This is a genomic window from Streptomyces lichenis, assembly GCF_023218175.1.
GTDB classification, from domain to species: Bacteria; Actinomycetota; Actinomycetes; order Streptomycetales; family Streptomycetaceae; genus Streptomyces; species Streptomyces lichenis.
The window spans coordinates 402,957-424,461 of record NZ_JALPTH010000001.1 but is presented as its reverse complement, the minus strand read 5'-3'; the positions used below and the strand labels follow the sequence as shown (position 1 = coordinate 424,461).

Here is a 21,505-nt window from a genome sequence, read left to right as displayed (position 1 = left end):
GCGGGGGGGGTGGGGGGGGGGGGGGGGGGGGGGGGGGGGGGGGGGGGGGGGGGCCGGGGGGGGGGGGGGGGGCCGGGCTGGCCCAGGGGTGGCTGGAGGGCTGGGTGGCCGGGGTAGCTAAGTGGCCGGTGCGGCCCGGTGGCTGGGTGGCCGGATGGACTGGGGGCTCAGGCTTCTTCGGCGAGGGTGTCCAGGATGGCCTGGCCGTACTTGGCCAGCTTGTTCTCGCCGACCCCGCCGACCCCGCCGAGCTCGGCGAGTGAGCCGGGCCGGGTGGTGGCGATCTCCCGGAGTGTGGCGTCGTGGAAGATCACGTACGCCGGGACGCCCTGCTCCTTGGCGGTGGCCCCGCGCCAGGCGCGCAGCCGCTCGAAGAGGGGTGCCGCCTCGGGTGGCAGGTCGGCGGCGGGGGCCGACTTGCGGGAGCCGCCACCCGACCTCGTAGCCGCCTTCACCGGGCGCTCCGGCTCGCTGCGCAGCGGCACCTCGCGGCCTCCGCCGAGCACCTCCTTGGAGGCCTCGGTCAGCACCAGGGTGCCGTAGTCGCCCTCCACGGCCAGCAGGCCCTGGGCGAGCAGCTGGCGCACCACCCCGCGCCACTGGGCCTCGCGCAGCTCGGTGCCGATGCCGAAGACGCTGAGCGCGTCGTGGTCGAACTGGATGACCTTGGCGGTCTTCTTGCCCAGCAGGATGTCGATGATCTGACCGGCGCCGAACTTCTGGTTCCGCTCCCGCTTCAGCCGGACGATGGTGGACAGCAGCTTCTGCGCGGCGATGGTGCCGTCCCAGGACTTGGCCGGGGTCAGGCAGCTGTCGCAGTTGCCGCAGGGGCCGGACTCCTGGCCGAAGTAGGCCAGCAGCCGCACCCGGCGGCACTCCACGGTCTCGCAGAGCGCCAGCATGGCGTCGAGGTGGGCGGTGAGCCGGCGGCGGTGCTCGGCGTCGCCCTCGCTGCCGTCGATCATCTTCCGCTGCTGGACGACGTCCTGGAGGCCGTACGCCAGCCAGGCGGTGGACGGCAGTCCGTCGCGGCCCGCGCGACCGGTCTCCTGGTAGTAGCCCTCGACCGACTTGGGCAGGTCCAGATGGGCGACGAAGCGGACGTCCGGCTTGTCGATGCCCATGCCGAAGGCGATGGTGGCGACCACCACCAGGCCGTCCTCGCGCAGGAAGCGGGACTGGTTGGCGGCCCGGACCCGGGCGTCCAGACCGGCGTGGTACGGGACGGCGTCGATCCCGCTGTCCACCAGGAACTGCGCGGTCTTCTCCACCGAGGCGCGGGACAGGCAGTAGACGATGCCGGCGTCCCCGGCGTGCTCGCTGCGGAGCAGGTCGAGGAGCTGCTTCTTGGGCTCGTTCTTCGGGGCGATGCGGTACTGGATGTTCGGCCGGTCGAAACTGGCCACGAAGTGCCGGGCCTCGTCCAGCTTCAGCCGGGAGGCGATCTCCTGGTGGGTGGCGGGCGTGGCGGTCGCGGTCAGCGCGATCCGGGGCACGTCCGGCCAGCGCTCGTGCAGCTGGGAGAGCTGGAGGTAGTCGGGCCGGAAGTCGTGGCCCCACTGCGCCACGCAGTGCGCCTCGTCGATGGCGAAGAGGGAGATGGTGCCGCGGTTCAGCAGATCGAGCGTCGCCGGTACGCGCAGCCGCTCGGGCGCGAGATAGAGCAGGTCCAGCTCGCCGGAGGCGAACTCGGCCTCCACCAGGCGGCGCTCGTCCAGGTCCTGGGTGGAGTTGAGGAAGTTCGCGCGCACACCGAGCGCGCGCAGGGCGTCCACCTGGTCCTGCATGAGGGCGATCAGCGGGGAGATGACCACGCCGGTGCCGCGACGGACCAGGGCGGGAATCTGGTAGCAGAGCGACTTGCCGCCGCCGGTCGGCATCAGGACGAGCGCGTCGCCGCCGGCCACCACATGCTCGATGATCTCCTGCTGCTCCCCGCGGAAGGCGTCGTAGCCGAAGACCCGGGCGAGCACGTCCAGCGGCTTCTCCCCGGTGGCGTCCCGGACCCGGCCGGGCTCGTCGCCGCGGTGCGGGTGGTCGCCCGGGTGCTCGTCGAGGGGGCCGTCCTCCTCGGGCGGCGGCATGTCGTCGTACGCCGGGTCGTAGGGCGGCTCGTCGTACGCGTCGTAGCTGTCGTCCGGGATGTCGGCCGGGGGGTGGTTGTCGGCCGGTCCGTGGTGCTGGCCCGCTGTGGTCATTGGACGAGTCTACGGACGGACCACCCGTACGGACCAAAACCGGCCACCGGGGACCTGGCACCCTGGTCCCATGACGGAGGACGCGCGGGCGGTGCTGATCGTGGACGGGGCGAACGTGGTGGGCTCGGTCCCGGACGGCTGGTGGCGGGACCGGCACGGCGCCGCGGAACGGCTCCGGGACCGGCTGGTCCCCCTCGCCGAGAGCGGTGCGGCGGGGCTGGAGCCGCCCCTGGAGGTGATCCTGGTGGTCGAGGGCCGGGCCCGGGACGTGGCGGGCGTGCCGGGGGTACGGGTGGAGGCGGCGCCGGGGAGTGGGGACGACCTGATCGTGGAGCTGGCGGCGGGGGCCGCCGGGCGGCGGTGTGTGGTGGTGACCGCGGACCGGGAGCTGCGGCGCCGGGTGGAGGCGCATGGGGCGGAGTGTGTGGGGCCGCGGGCTGTGCGGTGACGTTGTGGGGGCGGGGTGGGCGGCGGGCGCGGCCGGGGGCCGGGCCGGGCTGCTGCCCGGTGGCTCCTCCCCCAAGGACTCCGTCCAGGGGGGACCCCCAGCGCGCGACCCTGCGTACCCCCACCCGGCCGGTGGGCGGCTGATCCGTTTCGCCGTGGTTGATGACCTCCGGGCCGACGGCCCGGGTCGAGGACAACCGCTAGGCCGCGGCGCGGTACGCGGTGGTGAGTTTGGCTATCGCGGCGGCGGGGTTGCCGGTGAGGAGGAGGTGGTCGGCCTCGGCGAAGGGGGCGGAGACCTGGGGGGTGAGGCGCTGGCCGATGCGGTGCTGGACGAGTTGGCGGGCCTTGGCGACGAGTTCGCGGGCTTCGGGGGATGAGCCCCGGCCTGCCGTCGTCAGGGCTTTGGCGGTCAGGGCGAGGGCTTTGAGGGTGAGTTCGCCGCCGGCCGGGGGGCGGGAGAGGGTGGTCAGGCCCCAGCCGTAGGGGTACTGGGGATCATAGGTCTCGTCGCCGACGTTGATGGGCAGCTGGGCTTCGGACTTGGGCCAGGTGACGGGGAGTTGGCCGGTGAAGGGGCGCTTGCCGTAGAGGACGTCAGCGACGCCGTCGCCCTCGGTGCCGGGCAGCCAGGAGGCGACCAGCGCGTCGATCGCGGGGAGGCGGTCGCCGATGAGCTGGGGGCGGCCGGAGACGATCAGGACGGCGCACTTCATGGCGGCGCAGACCTTGTCGATGGCGGCTTGGTCGGCGGGCGAGAGGGTGAGGTCGTGGCCGTTGCCCACGTCGCCGATGCCCTCGGCGTAGGGGGTCTCGCCGACGACGACCACGCCGACGTCATGGCCGGCGGTGGGGGCGGTGGCCTCCTTGGAGTAGGTGAGGGCGGCGGCGGGGGCTGCCTTGCGCATGGCTTCGAGGATGGTGGTGCCGGTGGTGGTCTTGCCGGAGGCGCCCTGCCAACTGATGGTCCAGCCGCCGGCCTGGTTGCCGAGGTCGTCGGCGTTGGAGCCGGCTATGTAGACCTTCTGGGAGGGAGAGAGGGGAAGGACGCCGTTGTCGTTCTTGAGGAGGACCTGGGATTTCGCGGCGGCTTCACGGGCTACGGCGCGGTGGGCGGGTGAGCCGATCGTGGAGAGGTGGGTGGTGTCGGCGTAGGGCTGTTCGAAGAGACCGAGCCGGAACTTCTGGGTCAGGATGCGGGAGACGGCGTCGTCGATGCGGGTGAGGGGGATGCGGCCGGCCGTCACTTCGGCGGTGAGGGTGCGGGTGAAGGCCGGGTAGTCGGTGGGGACCATGATCATGTCGAGGCCGGCGTTGATCGAGGTGCGCACATCGCTCGGGTAGTCGCCGGGTATCTGGTCGATGGCCTGCCAGTCGCTGATGACGAAGCCCTGGAAGTCCATGCGGTCCTTGAGGACGCCGTTGATCATCTCGGCGTTGGCGTGCATCTTGACCGGGCCCTGGTCGTCGCCGAGGACGTCGAGGGAGGAGTACGAGGGCATCACCGTGCCGGTGCCGCGCTTGACGGCCTCGGCGAAGGGGGCGAGGTGGACGGCCTCCAGTTCCTGGCGGGTGACCTTGGTGACGCCCTGGTCGATGGTGTACGAGCCGGTGGTGGAGGAGCCGTACTCGGTGCCGCCGTCGCCGACGAAGTGCTTGGCGCTGGTCAGCACCTTGTCGCGGCGGTCCAGGTCGCGGCCGTCGGGGTGGCCCTGCATGCCCTTGATGACCGTCTCCATGGCGGTGACCAGGGCCGGGTCCTCGCCGAAGGCCTCGTAGGAGCGGCCCCAGCGCTCGTCGCGGGTGACGCAGACGCAGGGGGCGAAGTCCCAGGGGATGCCGGTGGCGCGGACCTCCTTGGCGGTGACCGCGCCGGTGCGCTCGGCGGTCTTCGGGTCGCGGGAGGCGCCGATGCCGATGTTGTGCGGCATGATCGTCGCGCCGACGACGTTGTTGTGGCCGTGCACGGCGTCCACGCCGTAGAGCAGCGGGATCTGGTGGCGGGTGGCCTGGGCGCGGAGTTGGTAGGTGTCGACCATCCTGGCCCAGGCGGCCGGGGTGTTGGGGGTGGGGACCGAGCCGCCGCCGGAGAGCAGTGAGCCGAGGTCGTAGCCGGCGATGTCGCCCTGGGAGCGCAGGGCGTTGCGCTCGGCCTGGGTCATCTGGCCGACCTTCTCGGCGAGGGTGAGGCGGGAGAGCAGGTCGGTTACGCGGGTGGGGACAGGAAGCCTGGGGTTGAGGTAGGGGAGGTCGTGGGCGTTGACGACGACCTGGGGGTTCTCGGCGGGGGGCTTGGCGCCGGTGACGGTGAGGGTGAGCGGGATCGTTTCGGCGGCCTCGGCGGCGCGGTCCTTGGTGGTGGTGACGGTGACGGTGCGGGTGGTGCCGGAGGCGGTGCCGGCGGGGAAGGTGAGGGTGCCGGAGACCGGACGGTAGTCCTTGCCGGGTTCGGCGCTGCCGCTGCCGGTGGTGTAGGCGACGGTCACCGGTTCGGTGATGGGGGCGGAGCCGGTGGTGGCGACGGAGATGCCGACGGTGGCGGTGCCGCCCTCGTCGACGGGGTGGACGGCCGCGTCGGTGAGGACCTTGGCGGTGAGCGCGGGGTCCGCCTTGCCGTAGAGCTCCAGGCCGTCCATGGCGAAGGAGCCGGGTGCGCCGGGCGGCAGGGTGAGGGCCCAGCCCCACATCTCGTTGAGGCCGAGGATCTGGTCGATGCCGCCGACGGGCTGGTAGTCGGTGCGGTAGACGAAGTCGGAGAACGGGATCTCGACCAGGTTCCAGCCTTCGAAGTCGTCGGTGAAGGAGGTGGTCCAGAGTTCGGAGGCGCCTCCGTTGGCTCCGCCGTCCTTGATCTCGAAGTGGACGCGCTTACCGGAGCCAGGGGGCAGGGGTGCCTTGTTCTGGCCGTACCACCAGAAGCGCAGGCCCTTGGCGGCGGTCCAGTCGTGCGGTGGGCTGTCGACGGCGAACTCATGGCTGAGGCCGCCCCAGCCGCTGATGCCGTAGTCGCCTTCGAGGACCTTGGCGCCTTCGGGGGCGTCGGCGCGTTCGGTGAGCCGTAGCTTGGGGTGGTCGTCGGCGTCGCTGCCCCAGGTGAAGATTCCGTTGGCGGGCGGGTTGGCGAAGGGCACCTCGCCCTCGAAGCGGTCCACCGGGACGGGCGGGGGCTCGTCGGCGGGCGCGGCGGCGCTGGGCAGCGCTCCGGCGAGCAGTGAGCCCAGCACGGCGGTGGCGGCGAGCAGCGCCGTGCCGGCCGTACGGGACCTCTTGCGGGATCTCTTGCGGGGTCCTGGCATCGAGGGCTCCTGTGGGATGGGCGTACGGGGGCGGACTGCCGCTGGGGCCTGTTCGGCGGGGTGCGGGCGGGGTCAGGGGGCCGAGGCGCGAATGACCAGTTCGGTGGGGAGGATCACCGGGTCGGTGGGCGCGGGGGTGCCGGCGAGGTGCCGGAGCAGCAGCCGGGCGGCCCGCTCCCCCATGGCGCGCATCGGCTGGCGGACCGTGGTGAGCGGCGGCTCGGTCTGCCGGGCGGCGGGGATGTCGTCGAAGCCGATGACGGCGACATCGTCGGGGACGCGGCGGCCGGCGGCGCGCAGGGCGCGGATGGCGCCGATGGCGATCAGGTCGTTGTGGGCGAAGACGGAGTCGAAGGGGCGGTCGGCGGCGAGGGCGTGTGTGACGGCGGTGCGGCCGGAGTCCTCGGTCAGTTCGCCCTCGGTGATGAGGTCGGTGGGCAGGACGCCGAGGAAGCCGTCGAGGCGTTCGCGGACGCAGCCGAAGGCGGTGGGGCCGGCCAGGATCAGGGGGCGGGTGCGGCCGGCGGTGGCGAGGTGGCGGGCGGCCGAGGCGCCGCCCTCGCGGTTGGTGGTGGCGACGGACGGGAATTCCGGGTGGTGGCCTCGGTCGTCGATGAGGACGACGGGCAGGCCCCGGCGATGCAGGGTGGTGATGGTGTCCAGGGTGTTGTCCGGTTCGACCACCAGCAGCCCGTCGAAGGCCCGGGCGGAGACCTGGCTGGTGAAGTGGCCGATGGAGGCGGTGCCCCGGTTGCAGGTGTGCAGCAGCAGTCCGTAGCCGGCCGCCTCGACGGTGTCGGCCGCGCCCTGGAGGACCTCGCCCATCCAGGGCCAGGTGAGCGGGGGTGTGAGCATGGCGACGGTGCGGCTGCGGCCGCGGGCCAGTCCGACCGCGCCGGAGCTGGGGACATAGCCGAGGGAGTCGATCACTTCGCGAACCCGGGCGGCGGTGGCGGCGTCCACGTCCGCCTTGGTGTTGAGCACCCGGGAGACCGTTGTCTTGCTGACCCCGGCCGCGCGTGCGACGTCGGCGATCGTGACACGCATCGGGGCCCTTTCGGGTCGGGGTCCGGGATTGGTACCGGTACCGGAACCGGTTCCGCGGTGTGGGTGCGGAGAGTCAAGCGGGCGGGAGGTGTTGCGTCAAGACTTCACGCCGGATTCGGCGGGTGGGCAATTCACGGGCGGGCGAGGCGAGTTGTGCGTTCGGGAGATGAATGCGGGAGGGGTTGACGGGGCCTGGGAGCGGCGGTTCGCCTCCGCCGGCCGCTCGGCGGGGTCCCAGGTGGCCTGGCGCAGCCCGGACGGGTCGAAGGCGGCGGTACGGGGTGGGCGGCGCTGTGCCGGTGAACGCGGCGCGGCCGGTGCCCCTGGGTGGAGGGGGCACCGGCCGCGCCGGGTGGGTGTGTGGTCGTCGGATGCGGATGGGTCCTCAGGGGCGACGGTCGGCGGAGAGCGTCTCACCGCGGCCGAGACGGCTGTGTGAGCGGCCGTAGAGGAAGTAGACGACCACACCGATGGCCATCCACACGGCGAACCGGAACCAGGTCTCGTTGGGCAGGTTGAGCATCAGCCAGAGCGAGGCGGCGACCGAGAGGATGGGCAGGACGGGGACCCAGGGGGTGCGGAAGGCGCGCTCCAGGTCGGGCCGGGTGCGGCGGAGCACGATGACGCCGAGGGCGACCACCACGAAGGCGAAGAGGGTGCCGATGTTCACCAGGGTCGCCAGCTCGTTGATGCTGGTGAAGCCGGCGACGATGGCGATGATCACGCCGAGCAGGATGGTGGGGCGGTAGGGGGTCTTGTACTTCGGGTGGGTGACGGAGAAGAAGCGGGGCAGCAGCCCGTCGCGGCTCATCGCGAAGAAGACCCGGGTCTGGCCGAGGAAGAGGATCAGGCAGACCGTGGTGAGGCCGACGGCGGCGCCGAAGCTGATGATGCCCGCGTACACCGGATGGCCGGCGGCCTTGAAGGCGTCGGCGAGCGGGGCGCTGACGGAGAGCTCCTTGTAGTTCTGCATACCGGTGACGACCAGGGAGACCGCCACATAGAGCACGGTGCAGATGACCAGCGAGCCGAGGATGCCGCGGGGCATGTCGCGCTGCGGGAGCTTGGTCTCCTCGGCGGCGGTGGCGACCACGTCGAAGCCGATGAAGGCGAAGAAGACCACCGAGGCGGCGGTGAAGATGCCCATGACGCCGAAGTTGGTGGGCTCGTAGCCGAAGATCGTCTGGACCAGCGGGGTGTCCCAGCCGGAGCTGCCGCCTTCCGGGGTGACGGCCTCGGGGATGAACGGCGAGTAGTTGGAGCCGACGATGAAGAACAGCCCGGCGATGATCACGATCATCACCACGGTGACCTTGATGGCCACCACCACGGAGGTGATCCGGGCGGACAGGGTCATCCCGACGACCAGGACGCCGGTGATCACCAGGACCAGCAGGAAGGCGAGGAGGTCGAAGGTGCCTCCGGCCGCGTCCGGGCCTTGCAGCCAGGCGGGCAGATGCCAGCCGATGTTGTCCAGCAGTGAGCGCACATAGCCGGACCAGCCGACGGCCACCACCGCCGTGCCGAGCGCGAACTCCAGGACGAGGTCCCAGCCGATGATCCAGGCGGGCAGTTCGCCGATGGAGGCGTAGGAGAAGGTGTACGCGGATCCGGCCACCGGGACGGTGGAGGCGAACTCGGCGTAGCAGAGCGCCGCGAGCGCGCAGACGATGCCGGCCGCGACGAAGGCGAGGGCGGTGGCGGGTCCGGCGTTCTCCTTGGCGACCTTGCCGGTCAGCACGAAGATGCCGGTGCCGATGATCACGCCGACGCCGAAGACCGTGAGGTCCCAGGCGGACAGGGACTTCCGGAGCGCGTGCTCCGGTTCCTCGGTGTCCCGGATGGATTGCTCGATGCTCTTGGTCCGGAAAACTCCGGTGCCTCGTGGTTGCTGCCCCGTACTCACCGGCGTACCTCCGTCGCCATCGGCTCTTCCGCCCATGATTGGGAGCAGCGCAAGACGGCGCCTCCCCGGCGGGCGGTTCTTCACACGAAAGGACCGATCGAGGTCCCTCACGGTACTCCGGGCGGGTCAACGCGGCGAGGGGGCGAAAGGGACGTGAGAGCGCGGGGCGCCCGGAGGGGCGGGGACGGCGAGGGGAGGTGGGGATTGCCCGGGGCGCGGGTGGCGGGGTTGCAGCGGGCGCGGGGCGCCGGAGGTTGAGGCGGGGGGCGCGGGTGGCGCGGGGCGCCGAAGGCGGGGATGCGGGTGGCGCGGGACGCGGGAGCTGAGTCGGGGAGGGCTCGGAGTGCAGGGTGCGGATGGCACGGGACGCCGGAGGGCGCGGGGCGCGGGGAGCTTCGGCGGGGGGCTGACCCGGGGTGATGGGTGAGGCGCCGCTCGGCTGGTGGGCCGGGCGGCGCCTCGGGGGTTGTGGCGGGGCGGGGCAGGGGGGCGTACGGCTTTGGTGCTGGGGCCTGGGCCCCGGCTCGTACCGCCTTCGGTGCCGGGCGGTGCCGCCGCACCGAGGGGCCGGGCGGGCCCTCGGTGGGCTACGGGGGCGGCAGCGGGCGGGGGTCAGTCGCGGCCGGAGGCCACTTCGGCGTGCTCGGCGTTCTCGGTGGGGAGGCCGTCGAGGGTGGAGACCAGGCCGGTGACCTGGCGGGCGATGTCGGGGGCGGTGAGCCCGATCTCGGCCATGACCTCGCCGCGCGAGGCGTGGTCGAGGAAGCGCTGCGGGATGCCGAAGTCACGCAGCGGGAGGTCCACCCCGGCGTCCCGCAGGGACTGGGCGATGGTGGAGCCGACACCGCCGACGCGGCCGTTGTCCTCGACGGTGACGACCACCCGGTGCTCGGCGGCGAGCGGGGCGAGGGCCGGGTCGACCGGGGTGACCCAGCGGGGGTCGACCACGGTGGTGGTGATGCCCTGGGCCTGGAGCAGCTCGGCGATCTCCAGGCACATGGGCGCCAGGGCGCCGACGGAGACCAGGAGGACGTCGGGCTTGTCGGAGCCCGCCTCGCGCAGGACGTCCATGCCGCCGACCCGGCGGACCGCCTCGACGGCGGGGCCGACCGCGCCCTTGCTGTAGCGGACCACGGTGGGGGCGTCCTCGACGGCGACGGCCTCGCGCAGCTGGGCGCGGACCTGGTCGGCGTCGCGCGGGGCGGCGATCCGGATGCCGGGGACGACCTGGAGGATGGACAGGTCCCACATGCCGTTGTGGGAGGCGCCGTCGGTGCCGGTGACCCCGGCCCGGTCCAGCACGAAGGTGACGCCGCACTTGTGCAGGGCCACGTCCATCAGCACCTGGTCGAAGGCGCGGTTGAGGAAGGTGGCGTAGACGGCGAACACCGGGTGCAGCCCGGCGGTGGCGAGCCCGGCGGCGGAGACCGCGCCGTGCTGCTCGGCGATGCCGACGTCGAACACCCGCTCGGGGAAGTGCTTGGCGAACTTGTCCAGTCCGACCGGCTGGAGCATCGCCGCGGTGATGGCCACGATGTCCTCGCGCTCGCGGCCGAGCTCGACCATCTCGTCGGCGAAGACCCCGGTCCAGTCGGCGCCGGAGGAGGAGATCGGCAGCCCGGTGTCGGGGTGGATCTTACCCACCGCGTGGAAGCGGTCGGCCTCGTCCTGGAGCGCGGGCTGGTAGCCGCGGCCCTTCTCGGTGAGGCAGTGCACGATGACCGGGCCGCCGAACCGCTTGGCGCGGACCAGGGCGGACTCCAGGGCCTCCAGGTCGTGGCCGTCGATCGGGCCGACGTACTTCAGGCCCAGGTCCTCGAACATGCCCTGCGGGGCGATGAAGTCCTTCAGCCCCTTCTTGGCGCCGTGCAGCGTCTCGTACAGCGGGCGGCCGACGACCGGCGTGCGGTCCAGGATCTCCTTGGTGCGGGCCAGGAAGCGCTCGTAGCCGTCGGTGGTGCGCAGGGTCGCCAGGTGGTTGGCGAGGCCGCCGATGGTGGGCGCGTAGGAGCGCTCGTTGTCGTTGACCACGATGACCAGGGGGCGGTCCTTGGCCTCGGCGATGTTGTTGAGCGCCTCCCAGGCCATGCCGCCGGTGAGCGCGCCGTCGCCGATGACGGCGACCACGTGGTCGTCGCGGCGCAGGATCTGGTTGGCCTTGGCCAGGCCGTCGGCCCAGCCGAGCACCGTGGAGGCGTGGCTGTTCTCGATGACGTCGTGCTCGGACTCGGCGCGCGCCGGGTAGCCGGACAGGCCGCCCTTCATCTTCAGCTTGGAGAAGTCCTGGCGGCCGGTGAGCAGCTTGTGGACGTAGGACTGGTGGCCGGTGTCCCAGAGGATCCTGTCCTTGGGCGACTCGAAGACCCGGTGCAGGGCGATGGTCAGCTCGACCACTCCCAGGTTGGGACCGAGGTGGCCGCCGGTCTTGGAGACGGCGTCCACCAGGAAGGTCCGGATCTCCGCGGCCAACTGGTCCAGCTGCTCCGGGGAGAGCCGGTCGAGATCGCGCGGGCCCGTGATACGGGTCAGCAGAGCCACCCGTGCCTCCTTGCGTGTTGAGCTGGTCGAGCTGCCGATTTTGTCGAGTCTAATGTTCCGCTCCCGGGACCGGTCATGGGGCGGCGGGGTGTGCGTCACGCCAATGGCTTAGACGCGAAGGTGCCCGGCACCGGTTCACCGGTGCCGGGCACAAAGCGGTCGTACTAGGCGCGACCAGCGGTTTTCTGGGTGCGGCGGGAGACCGAGTCGATGACCACGGCGGCCAGCAGCACCGCGCCGGTGATCATGTACTGAATCTCACTCGCCATGCCGAGCAGGTTGAGCCCCTGCTGGATCGACTGGATGACGATCATACCGAGGAGGGCGGACCAGACCTTGCCGCGGCCGCCGAAGAGGCTGGTGCCGCCGATCACCGCGGCGGCGATGACCAGCATCAGCGTGTTGCCGGAGCCGAGGTTCTTGGTGGCGCCGCCGGAGAGGCTGGCCACGAAGAGGCCGCCGAAGGCGGCGAGCATGCCGGACAGGCCGAAGACGATGATCCGGACCCGGTCGACGTTGATACCGGCGCGTCGGGCGGCCTCGGCGCTGCCGCCGACGGCGAACACCTGGCGGCCGAAGGTGGTGCGGCGGGCGACGAAGTCGGCCACCACGAGGACGGCGAGGAAGAGCACCAGGGCGAGCGGGAGGCCGCGCGCGCCCTCGGGCTCGTTGAGCACGTAGGCGACGACGAAGCAGAAGACGGCGACCACGGCGGTGCGCAGCACGATCTCGCTGGTCGGGCGGGACGGCAGGCTCGCGGCCTTGCGGCGCTTGGCGTCCAGCAGCAGCGAGGCGGCGTAGCCGAGGACGGCGACCAGGGCGAGCCCGTAGGCGGCGGCCTTGTCCTCGAAGTAGTAGCCGGTCAGGTTCTCGACGATGCCGCCGCTGGGGGTGTTGATGGAGCCCTCGGAGCCGAGCATCCAGATCTGCAGACCGCTCCAGCCGAGGAAGCCGGCCAGGGTGACCACGAAGGCCGGGACGCCGATCTTGGCGAAGAACACGCCGTGCAGCAGGCCGAGCGCCAGGCCGGAGAGCAGGGCGATGGCGACGGCGAGCCAGTCGTTCATGCCGTTGCTCACGTTGAGCACGGCCCAGACGGCGGCGCCGACACCGGCGACCGAGCCGACCGAGAGGTCGATCTCGCCGAGGATCAGCACGAAGACGATGCCGACGGCCATGATGCCGAGGCCGGCGCTGTAGACGGCGATGTTGGCGACCGAGCTGGCGGAGAGGAACTTGTCGTTCTGCAGCTGGAAGACGATCGCGATGACGATCAGGCCGATGAAGACGGGCAGCGAGCCCAGCTCACCGCCGCGGACCTTGCGGGTGAACTCGGTCCAGTAGCCCTTGAGCCCCTCCTCGCGGACCAGGAGGCGGGGGTCCACGGCCGGGAGGGGCGCGGCGGACTGCTCGGCGGCGGGGGCGGCGCCGGCGGGCGCCTTGGTCGCGGCGGACTGCTCGGCGGGGGTGCCGGGCTCGGGGGTCTTGGTGAGGTCGCTCACTTCGCGTCCTCCTTCGTGACGGTCGCGGTCGCGCCGGCCGGGGTGGCGGTGCGGGCCTGGCGGCGGGTCACGGCGTTGTCCGTGGCGCCGGTGATGGCGGCGATGATCTCTTCGTGGGAGGTGTCCTTCACCGGGAAGACACCGTTGTTGCGGCCGAGCCGGAGGACCGCGACCTTGTCGGCGACGGCGCGGACGTCGGCCATGTTGTGGCTGATCAGGATGACGCCGTGGCCACGCTCGCGCAGCCGCTCCACCAGGTCCAGGACCTGGGCGGTCTGCTCGACGCCGAGGGCCGCGGTCGGCTCGTCCAGGATGACGATCTTGGGGTCGCCGATCAGCGCGCGGGCGATGGCGACGACCTGGCGCTGGCCGCCGGAGAGCGAGGCGACCGGGATGCGGACGCTGGGGATGCGGATGGACAGGGTGTCCAGCAGCTCCTTGGCGCGCTTCTCCATGGCGATCTCGTTCAGCACGGAGCCGGAGGTGATCTCGCTGCCGAGGAAGAGGTTGGCGACCACGTCGAGGTTGTCGCACAGGGCGAGGTCCTGGTAGACGGTCGCGATGCCGAGGGTCTGGGCGTCGTTGGGGCGGTTGATGCGGACCGCCCGGCCCTCCCACTCGATGGTGCCGTCGTCGATGGGGTGGACCCCGGCGATGGTCTTGACGAGCGTCGACTTGCCGGCGCCGTTGTCGCCGACGAGGGCGACCACCTCGCCGGCGTGGATCTCCAGGTCTACGTCGGTGAGCGCCTGGACGGCGCCGAACCGCTTGGAGACCCCGCGCAACGCCAGCACGGGCGTAGCGGACACGTGAATCATCTCCTTCGCCGCCTGACCGGCGGGGATGGTGGTGCGTCGAGCATGAGGGGGCCGGGACGGACGTGGCCGGTGCCGGTACCGGTGCCGTACGAGCCGGCCGGGGCCCGCACCGTGCCGGTGCGGGACTGGTCCGGTACGGGTCCGGGGCTCGGGTCGTCGGGGCCGGTGGCCGCCGCCGGGGCGCCGGGTGGTCCCGCGTGGCCCGGCCCCGCGGGCCGCCGGGGGCGGTGCGGGGCGGTCCGGGGTGGTCCGGGGTGGTCCGGTGGTCCGCGTACGGCCGAAGGCTCGGGCCTTGCGGCGGCGTGCGGCTCCGGCCGGGTGGTCCCAGTGGCCCTGTCCGGCTCCGGTCGGACCGGACCGGGGCCCCGGTCCGGTCCCGGAGGCTTTCCGTGAGTCCGGCGCCCGCCCGCGCTGCGGGGCGTGGTGAGGGGCGGGCGCCGGACCGGTACGGGGGGCGGTGCTACTTGATGCCGGCGGCGTCGCAGGCCGCCTTGTACTCGGCGGTGCAGATGTCGGCCGCCTTGTAGACCTTGTCGGCGATGATCGTGGAGGCGATGTTCTCCTTGGTCACGATCTGCGCGTCGTAGAGCTTGGCCGGGATGTCCTTGAACTCACCGGTCAGGCTGGTGACCTTGGTCGGGACCAGGTCGTCGATCTTCTCGCCCTTGAGCAGCTTGACCGCGATCTCGGCGGTGGTCTCGGCCTCCGGCTTGATCTGCTTGTAGATCGTGAAGGACTGCTCGCCCGCCAGGATCCGCTGCAGGCCCGCCAGCTCGGCGTCCTGGCCGCCGACCGGGACCTTGACGCCCTGCTTCTTCAGGGCGGTGATGATGCCGCCGGCCATGCCGTCGTTGGCGGAGTAGACGCCCTGGAAGCCGCTCTTGCCGAGCGAGTCGAGGGCGGCGCCCATCTTCTTGTTGGCCTCGTCCGGGGACCAGTCCGGGATGTCCTGCTCGTAGACGACCTTCTTGACCTGCTTGTCCAGGACGCTGTGCGCGCCGGCCTTGAACAGCGGGGCGTTGGGGTCGGTCGGCGAACCGTTGATCATGACGACATTGGCGTCCTTGGCCTTGGCGCCCAGCGCCTTGACCAGGGCCTCGCCCTGCAGGCGGCCGATCTTCTCGTTGTCGTAGGAGACATAGGCGGAGATCGGGCCCTCGGCCAGGCGGTCGTAGGCGACGACCTTCACACCCTGCTTCTCGGCCTGCGTCACCCAGGACTTGGTGGCCTTGTAGTCGACCGAGTCCAGGATGATCACCTTGACGCCCTGGGTGACCAACGAGTCGAACTGCTTCTTCTGGGTCTCGGTGTCCTGCGCGGCGTTGTTGTACTTGACGTCGCAGTCCCCGCACAGCGCCTTGATCTTCGCCTCGATGATCGGGCGGTCGAAGGTCTCGTAGCGGGTGGTCTTGTTCTCGGGCAGCAGCAGACCGATGGTCTTGCTGTCGCCGCCGCCGTCACCGCTGCCGCCGTCACCGTCGCCGGCCTTGCCGCAGGCGGCCAGGGACACGGCCATGGAGACCGCGGCCGTGCCTATGACGACGCGTCGCGTCAATGCGTTCATTGGGGTTGCCTCCCTGACGAGGCCGCGACGTTGCGGCCGAGGTGGCTGGAAGTCAACTCGGCCGTCAGCACGACGTCAAGGAGTAAATTGACAACGAGATGACAACGGTGCCATCCGTTATCTAAGTGAACGCGGGGGCCTTGGCGGGCGGAGCGGCGCCCAGAAGGGTCGAATCGCCCATCTCGCTCAGTACGAGGGCCAGTGCGCCCAGCACCTCGGCGCGCCCGCCGAGCGCCCCGGGGGCGAGCGAGAGCTGCCGGGCGGCGCTGGGGATGGCGTACCGCGAGACGGACTCCCTAATGGGCCCCAGGACCAGTTCACCGGCCTCGGCGAGGTCCCCGCCGAGCACCACCCGGCTGGGGTTGAGCAGGTTGCAGAGGTTCGCCACCCCGGAGCCGATGTGCCGCCCCACGTCGCCGATGACCCGCCGGCAGCCGGGGTCGCCCTCGCGGGCCAGCTGCACCACCCGCTCCATGGTCAGCTCGGTGCCGTGGCTGGAATGGAGCAGCGGCAGCACGTACCGGGCGGCGGTGAAGGTCTCCAGGCAGCCCCGGTTGCCGCAGCGGCAGACCGGCCCGGACTCGTCCAGGGTGATGTGCCCGATCTCGCCGGCGGTGCCGCCCGGGCCCCGGTAGATCTGGCCGTCGATGACCAGTCCGGCGCCGACACCGCTGGCGACCTTGATGTACGCCAGGTCCCGCACCCCGCGCCCGCCGCCCCAGACCAGCTCGCCGAGGGCGCCGAGGTTGGCGTCGTTGTCCACGTACACCGGGACGCCGAGCCGGCGGCCGAGCTCCTGGCTGGGGTTGATCCCGGTCCAACCCGGCAGGATGGAGGTGGAGCCCAGCGTCCCGGAGGAGACGTCGATCGGGCCGGGTACGCCGAGGCCCACTCCGACGACCTTGTCCGGGCTGATGCCGGTGGTCTGGATCAGCCGTTTGACCAGGGCTTCCGCCCGGTCGAAACCCTCCTCGGAGGAGGCGTCCACATCCAGCGGCTCGGCCTCCTCGGCGAGCACCTGGTGGGCCAGGTTGCCCACCGCGACCCGCAGATGGGTGTGGCCGAAGTCGACCCCGATGACCACCCCGGCGTCCCCGCTCAGGGAGACGCTGCGGGCCCGGCGGCCGCCCGCCGAGGTGGGGGTGACCTCGACGGTCCCCCCGTCCTTCAGCTCCCGGACGATGTTGGATACCGTGGCCGCCGACAGGCCGGTGGTCCGGGCGATCTCCGCCTGGGTGAGGGAACCGGCCATGCGCACGGCGCGCACGACCCGCTCCAGATTGGCCCGATGCAGAGACGTCTGCGACCCCGGAGTCTCCATCGACTCGCTCACTCCTGCCGTTCTCTCCAACATGTGAACTCTAAGCTCACCGTTTTGCGTTGGTCCCCGTCAAGCCCTTGAAGGTCACGAAGCACCGATGAGCCCCGGGAGGGGAGAAAGGGGAAGGGGAGGGGCGTACGGGGTGAGTCAGGCGGGTCCGGCGGCCGGTCCGGTGGGCCCGGCGGCTGCCGGGGGCTCCTCCACCAGCCGGGCCAGGGCGTCCAGCGCCATCCGGGTCCCGGTCTCGTTGTCCTCGGGCCGCACCCCGTCGGGCACCCCCTCGTGGACCATCGCGATCTCGGTGGAGCCGTCGCCGGTCTCGGTGAGCGTGGTGGTCAGCCGCATGGTGCCGGCCAGGGCGGGGGCCGCGGTCTCGAACGCCAGCTCCTCGACCACCCGCTCGTCGGGCACCAGCTCGGTGAAGACGCCGCTGTACGTGTCGGTGTGCTCGGCGGACTTGCCGGTGGCGGCGGGATCGCCGTACCGCAGCGACACCCGGAACCGCCCGCCGGCCCGGGCGTCGAAGGAGTGGACCTCGCAGCTCATCCCGTCCGGCACCCGCCAGCGGGCCACCGCCTCGGGGTCCAGCAGCGTCCGGTAGACCGCCCGGCGCGGGGCGCGCACCCGCCGGGAGACGCGCGTGGTGTACATACCGCCACGGTAAGCCCGGGAGCGGTGGGAGGGGTACACGGTGACACCCCGCGACCCGCGTGGACGGGGCCCGGCACGCGGCGGCCGGGGCCGCGCGGGTGCGGGGCCGCGCTCGCGGGAGGCCGGCCCCGGGTCGTACGGGGAGGGGGCGCCGCTCGCCGAAGCGGCGCCCCCTCCGCGTACCCGTACCCCTCCCCGTACCGTCTGCCGGCCCCCGTACCGCTCCGCTACTTCAGCGCGCCCGCCGTCAGGCCGGAGACCACCTGGCGCTGGAAGACGATGTAGGCGCCGAGCACCGGCAGCATCGCCATCACCAGGCCGGCGAAGAGGCCGGACCAGTCGCCCTTGTAGCCCTGGCTGGTGGCCAGCTCCACCAGGCCCTGGGAGAGCACCTTCACGTCCGGCTCGGTGTTGAGCACGGTGGGCAGCATGTACTGGTTCCACTGGCCGAGGAAGTTGAAGATGCCGACGCTGATCAGTCCGGGGCGGGCCATCGGCAGCATGACCTGGAAGAAGGTCCGGGCGTGCGAGGCGCCGTCGATCAGCGCGGCCTCGGCGACCGAGCTGGGCAGGGTGCGGAAGAAGGCGGTGAGGAAGAAGACGGTGAAGGGGAGCGAGTACGCGATGTAGACCAGGATCAGCCCGTGCAGGGTGTTGAGCAGGGACAGGTTGTTCATCACGTAGAACAGCGGGACCAGCGCCAGCATGATCGGGAAGCTGTTGCCGCCGAGGAACAGGTAGTAGACGAAGCGGTTGCCCGGGAACTCGAACCGGGCCAGCACGTACGCCGCCATCGAGCCGAGCACCAGGGTGCCGATCAGCGAGCCGCCCACCACGATGATGGTGTTCAGGAAGTACTCGCTCATATGGGCCTGGCTCCAGGCCCGGCCCCAGGCCTCGAAGTTCAGCGAGTCGGGGAGCGACCAGGGCGAGGAGAGGATGGCCTCGTCCGTCTTGAACGAGGTCATCACCGCCCAGAGCAGCGGCAGCACGACCATGATCGCCCAGATGACCAGGACGCCGTGCGAGAAGACGTTGAGGACGGTGCCCTCGCCGCCGCCCTTGTCTCCCTCCCGGCCGCGTCCGGTGGGGCGGGGGCCGGAGTCGATCTTGGCCGGGCCCCGGGCGCCGTCGAGCGGGGCGGGAGGAGGGGTCTCGGTGGTCTTCATCAGAACTCCAGCCGCTCGCGCCGGCCCAGCCGCATCACGATGGCGGCGAACGCCAGGGTGACCACGAGGAGGGCGACGCCGATGGTCGTCGCGTACGCCGCCTGCCCGTCCCGGAAGGCCGCCTGGTAGACGTACAGCGGGAGGACGGTGGTCGAGTAGTCGGGCCCGCCGGGGCCCACGGTCATGATCTGCACGACGGCGAAGGACTCGGCCCCCAGCGCCAGGATGCCCATGTAGACCCAGCCGGACTGCACGGTGTCCCACAGCAGCGGCAGGGTCACCCGGAAGAAGGTGGTGGCGCGCCCGGCGCCGTCCAGCAGCGCGGCCTCGTAGATCTCCTTGGGGATGGAGGCCATCCCGGCGGAGAACAGCACCACGAAGAAGCCGACCGTGGACCAGATGAGCACCATCATGACCACGGGCAGGGCGAGACCGGGGTCGCCCAGCCAGTCCGGCTGGACCGAGTCCAGGCCGACCGCCTCCAGGGTCGCGTTGATCAGTCCGTCGTCGGGGTTGAAGGCGAACTGGAAGAGCAGGGCGACGATCGCGATGGAGAGCACCTGCGGGAAGAAGTAGGCGATCTTGTAGAAGGCCGAGCCGCGCACGCCGGCGACCACGGCGTTCCGCCGCCGGCCGCCCACGTTGATCATGAAGGCGAAGAAGAGCGCCAGGCCGAGGGTCACCAGCGGCAGCACCAGGACCAGCAGCAGGCTGTGCTGGAGCGACTTCCAGAACACCGCGTCGTCCAGCATCCGGGTGTAGTTGTCCACTCCGATCATCCGGAAGTCCGGACTGAGCCCGGTCCAGTCGGTGAACGAGTAGTAGATCGACTGGATGAACGGCCAGACGACGAAGAGGACGTACAACCCGAGGGGGAGTACCAGGAAACCGGCGATGAACCGGTACTTGCCGTGCTGCATGGTCTGCCGACCCCGTTTCGTGAGCGGGTGGAGCCGCTGGTGCCGCCGTGGGTGCTGCCGCCGGTGGGAGCCGCCGGTGACGGCCCGTCACCGGCGGCTTCCGGAGCCTACTGGTGCTTGTAGTGCTTGATGTTGGGGTCCTTGGCCGCGGCGTCGGCGTAGCCCTGGATCTTCTTGATGGTCTCCGCCGGGGTGGCGCGGCCGGCCATCATCTCGCCGAGGCCGGCGACGCCGATCTGCTCCTTCTGGAGCTTGACGTACCAGTCCTGGAGCCGCGGGTTGACCACGTTCTCGCCGGCCTTCTCCAGGGCGTCCACCCCGGCCTGGAGGGCGGAGGAGAGGCTGAGCCCGTCGGTGCCGCCGTTGAACGCGGTGAGCGACTTGACCTGCTGGGTGAAGTTCTTGGAGGAGGCCTCGCTGAGCATGAGGCGCAGCTGCTCCATGCCGCCCTCGGGGTTCTTCGCCTTGGCCGGGACGATGAACGGCTCGCCGCCGGAGGCCCAGATGGTGCCGAACGGCAGCTTGTCGGAGGAGTCCAGACCGGTCGGCGCGGCGACCGCCATCTCGAAGTCCTTGGGCGTGGTGGCCGCGGCCTCGTTCTCCACCCAGGAGCCGTTGGGGATGAACAGCGCCTTGCCCTTGGTCCAGGCGGTCTGCGACTGGATGTGGGTCATGCCGGGGGTGCCCTTGAGGACGTACCCCTTCTGCTGGAGCTCGTAGTACGCCTCGAAGGCGGCCTTGACGGCCGGGTGCTTCCAGGCGTTGGGCTCCAGGTTGTCGATGGCGTCCAGGACCTCGCGGCCGCCGATCTTGGCGATGAACGGGTAGAGCGAGAACGGCAGGTAGTACGGGAACTTGCCGGGGTACGTCCAGCCGGCGATGCCCTGCTTCTTCGCCTTCTCGCAGAGCGCGAGCATCTGGTCCCAGGTCTCGGGGTACTCCGCGTCCAGCTTCTCCAGCGCGGTCTTGGAGTACCAGACCCCGTAGACGGTGTACGCGTAGTACATGATCCACACCGGGTCGCCGTCGAACTGGCCCATCTCCAGGACCCCGGGGCGCAGGGTGTCGCGCACCTTCTTGTTCGGGTCGTCGACGGAGGGGGCGTCCATCAGCGGGGTGAGGTCGAGCAGCTGCTTCTTGCCGACCAGGACGCCCATGTCCATCTGCTCGGCGCCGGAGTTGTCGATGAGGTCCGGCGGGGTGCCGCCGTTGAACTTCGGCTGGAGCGTGGACTGGATCTTCTGGGTGGCCGAATGCTTGACCTTGGGGGCCTTCGGGAACTTCTCGTTGTACTTCTTCTCGGCGTCGATGGCGTACTGCTGGCCGAAGCCGCCGTCGAAGATGACGACCTCCAGCTGGGCGCTCTCGTTCACGCCGAGCGGGTTGTCCTTGCTGACCTTGCCCTTCTCGACCTTCTCGGTGCCGCCGCCGGAGCCGCTGGCACAGGAGGTCAGCAGGCCCATCGCGGGGACGCTGATCAGGCCGATCGCGGCGGACCGCTTGATGAGGTCGCGGCGGCCGAGACCGCCGTCGGGGCCGGGTCGTGCGGAGGTGGTTCCCATGCTCAAGTCCTCGCCTTCTCCAGGGACTGAAGGCGGTGGACCGGTCGCCCGTACTGTTCACCCCATGGGCGAAGGGCCCCGCCACCGCGGTCGTTTGCTGGGTCGTGCAGGTGCGTGGTGCTGGGTGGTGCGCGTGCTGGACGGTGTCCACCGGTGCCGGATGCCGCGGGGGCACCGGATGGACGTGGTACGCGGCCGGGCGTGGGCGCGGTGGTCTTGCCGCCAAGGCGTCGCGACCTCCCCGGACGCCGACAGGTATAGTCCACTTCTCGCCGCCGGAGCAAGATCGAAAGCAGCCGGATACGGCAACCTTTCCCGAGTTGAGACCTGAGCCGGGTTTCGCCGAAACCGGTGCCGTACGCAACGGTCGGCGCGCGCCGGAGGCAGGACCGCGGAGAGCCACCGGCGGACACCGGAGACAGCGCCACCGCGAAACGGCCGGCGGGCCGCCGGAAAACGGCCGCCCCGCGCCGCCCCGCGCCGTCAACACCCTTGACACCGCCCTTCACTTGGCCCCTACTGGTGTCCGCGCTCTTCTCTGACAACGTTGTCCATGCGCCCCCCGG

General features: G+C 71.3%; 14 protein-coding genes. 1 reads left to right on the top strand and 13 read right to left on the bottom strand.

The genetic code is table 11. From position 1 onward, the window contains the following. Positions 1-167: 167 nt before the first annotated feature. On the bottom strand, positions 168-2,198 hold the full coding sequence (recQ, locus tag M1O15_RS01675) for a DNA helicase RecQ (protein ID WP_372499332.1): 2,031 nt from the start codon (positions 2,196-2,198) through the stop codon (positions 168-170). 70 nt (positions 2,199-2,268) lie between these two features. Here recQ and M1O15_RS01670 point away from each other — a divergent pair, with 70 nt between their 5' ends. Next, entirely contained in the window at positions 2,269-2,646 is a 378-nt protein-coding gene (locus tag M1O15_RS01670) for a PIN domain-containing protein (RefSeq protein WP_248631323.1), read from the top strand. Positions 2,647-2,845: 199 nt separating this feature from the next. On the opposite strand, the gene M1O15_RS01665 is transcribed toward M1O15_RS01670, so the two are convergent. From M1O15_RS01665 to ngcE, 12 genes are all read right to left on the bottom strand, one after another. Beyond that, entirely contained in the window at positions 2,846-5,941 is a 3,096-nt protein-coding gene (locus M1O15_RS01665) for a glycoside hydrolase family 3 N-terminal domain-containing protein (protein WP_248631322.1), read from the bottom strand. Between the two features lie 72 nt (positions 5,942-6,013). After that, the gene (locus M1O15_RS01660) at positions 6,014-6,988 is read right to left on the bottom strand and encodes a LacI family DNA-binding transcriptional regulator (RefSeq protein ID WP_248631321.1); all 975 of its coding nucleotides are present in this window, start codon (positions 6,986-6,988) and stop codon (positions 6,014-6,016) included. 385 nt (positions 6,989-7,373) lie between these two features. Then, positions 7,374-8,930, bottom strand: a complete 1,557-nt coding sequence (locus M1O15_RS01655) for an amino acid permease (protein ID WP_372499331.1) — start codon at positions 8,928-8,930, stop codon at positions 7,374-7,376. Positions 8,931-9,506: 576 nt separating this feature from the next. Further along, positions 9,507-11,432 (bottom strand): 1-deoxy-D-xylulose-5-phosphate synthase, encoded by a 1,926-nt coding sequence (dxs, locus tag M1O15_RS01650; RefSeq protein WP_248631319.1) that lies wholly within the window; start codon positions 11,430-11,432, stop codon positions 9,507-9,509. A 164-nt stretch (positions 11,433-11,596) separates the two neighbouring features. Further along, positions 11,597-12,934, bottom strand: a complete 1,338-nt coding sequence (locus M1O15_RS01645) for a sugar ABC transporter permease (protein ID WP_248631318.1) — start codon at positions 12,932-12,934, stop codon at positions 11,597-11,599. Next, positions 12,931-13,752: an ATP-binding cassette domain-containing protein gene (locus M1O15_RS01640; protein ID WP_248631317.1), complete on the bottom strand. Its 822-nt coding sequence runs from the start codon at positions 13,750-13,752 to the stop codon at positions 12,931-12,933. Before M1O15_RS01640 ends, M1O15_RS01645 begins: the two co-directional genes overlap by 4 nt. Before the next feature lie 460 nt (positions 13,753-14,212). Then, positions 14,213-15,316: a sugar ABC transporter substrate-binding protein gene (locus tag M1O15_RS01635; RefSeq protein WP_248631316.1), complete on the bottom strand. Its 1,104-nt coding sequence runs from the start codon at positions 15,314-15,316 to the stop codon at positions 14,213-14,215. Between the two features lie 121 nt (positions 15,317-15,437). After that, complete coding sequence (locus tag M1O15_RS01630; protein WP_248631315.1) at positions 15,438-16,637, bottom strand: ROK family transcriptional regulator; 1,200 nt, start codon at positions 16,635-16,637, stop codon at positions 15,438-15,440. A 147-nt stretch (positions 16,638-16,784) separates the two neighbouring features. Beyond that, positions 16,785-17,288, bottom strand: a complete 504-nt coding sequence (locus tag M1O15_RS01625) for an SRPBCC domain-containing protein (RefSeq protein ID WP_248631314.1) — start codon at positions 17,286-17,288, stop codon at positions 16,785-16,787. A gap of 227 nt (positions 17,289-17,515) precedes the next feature. Beyond that, on the bottom strand, positions 17,516-18,457 hold the full coding sequence (locus tag M1O15_RS01620; protein WP_248631313.1) for a carbohydrate ABC transporter permease: 942 nt from the start codon (positions 18,455-18,457) through the stop codon (positions 17,516-17,518). Then, positions 18,457-19,377, bottom strand: a complete 921-nt coding sequence (locus M1O15_RS01615) for a carbohydrate ABC transporter permease (protein WP_248631312.1) — start codon at positions 19,375-19,377, stop codon at positions 18,457-18,459. The genes M1O15_RS01620 and M1O15_RS01615 overlap by 1 nt, the downstream gene beginning before the upstream one ends. A 107-nt stretch (positions 19,378-19,484) precedes the next feature. After that, positions 19,485-20,939, bottom strand: coding sequence for an N-acetylglucosamine/diacetylchitobiose ABC transporter substrate-binding protein (gene ngcE, locus M1O15_RS01610; protein ID WP_248631311.1), 1,455 nt, complete (start codon positions 20,937-20,939; stop codon positions 19,485-19,487). Positions 20,940-21,505 lie beyond the last annotated feature (566 nt).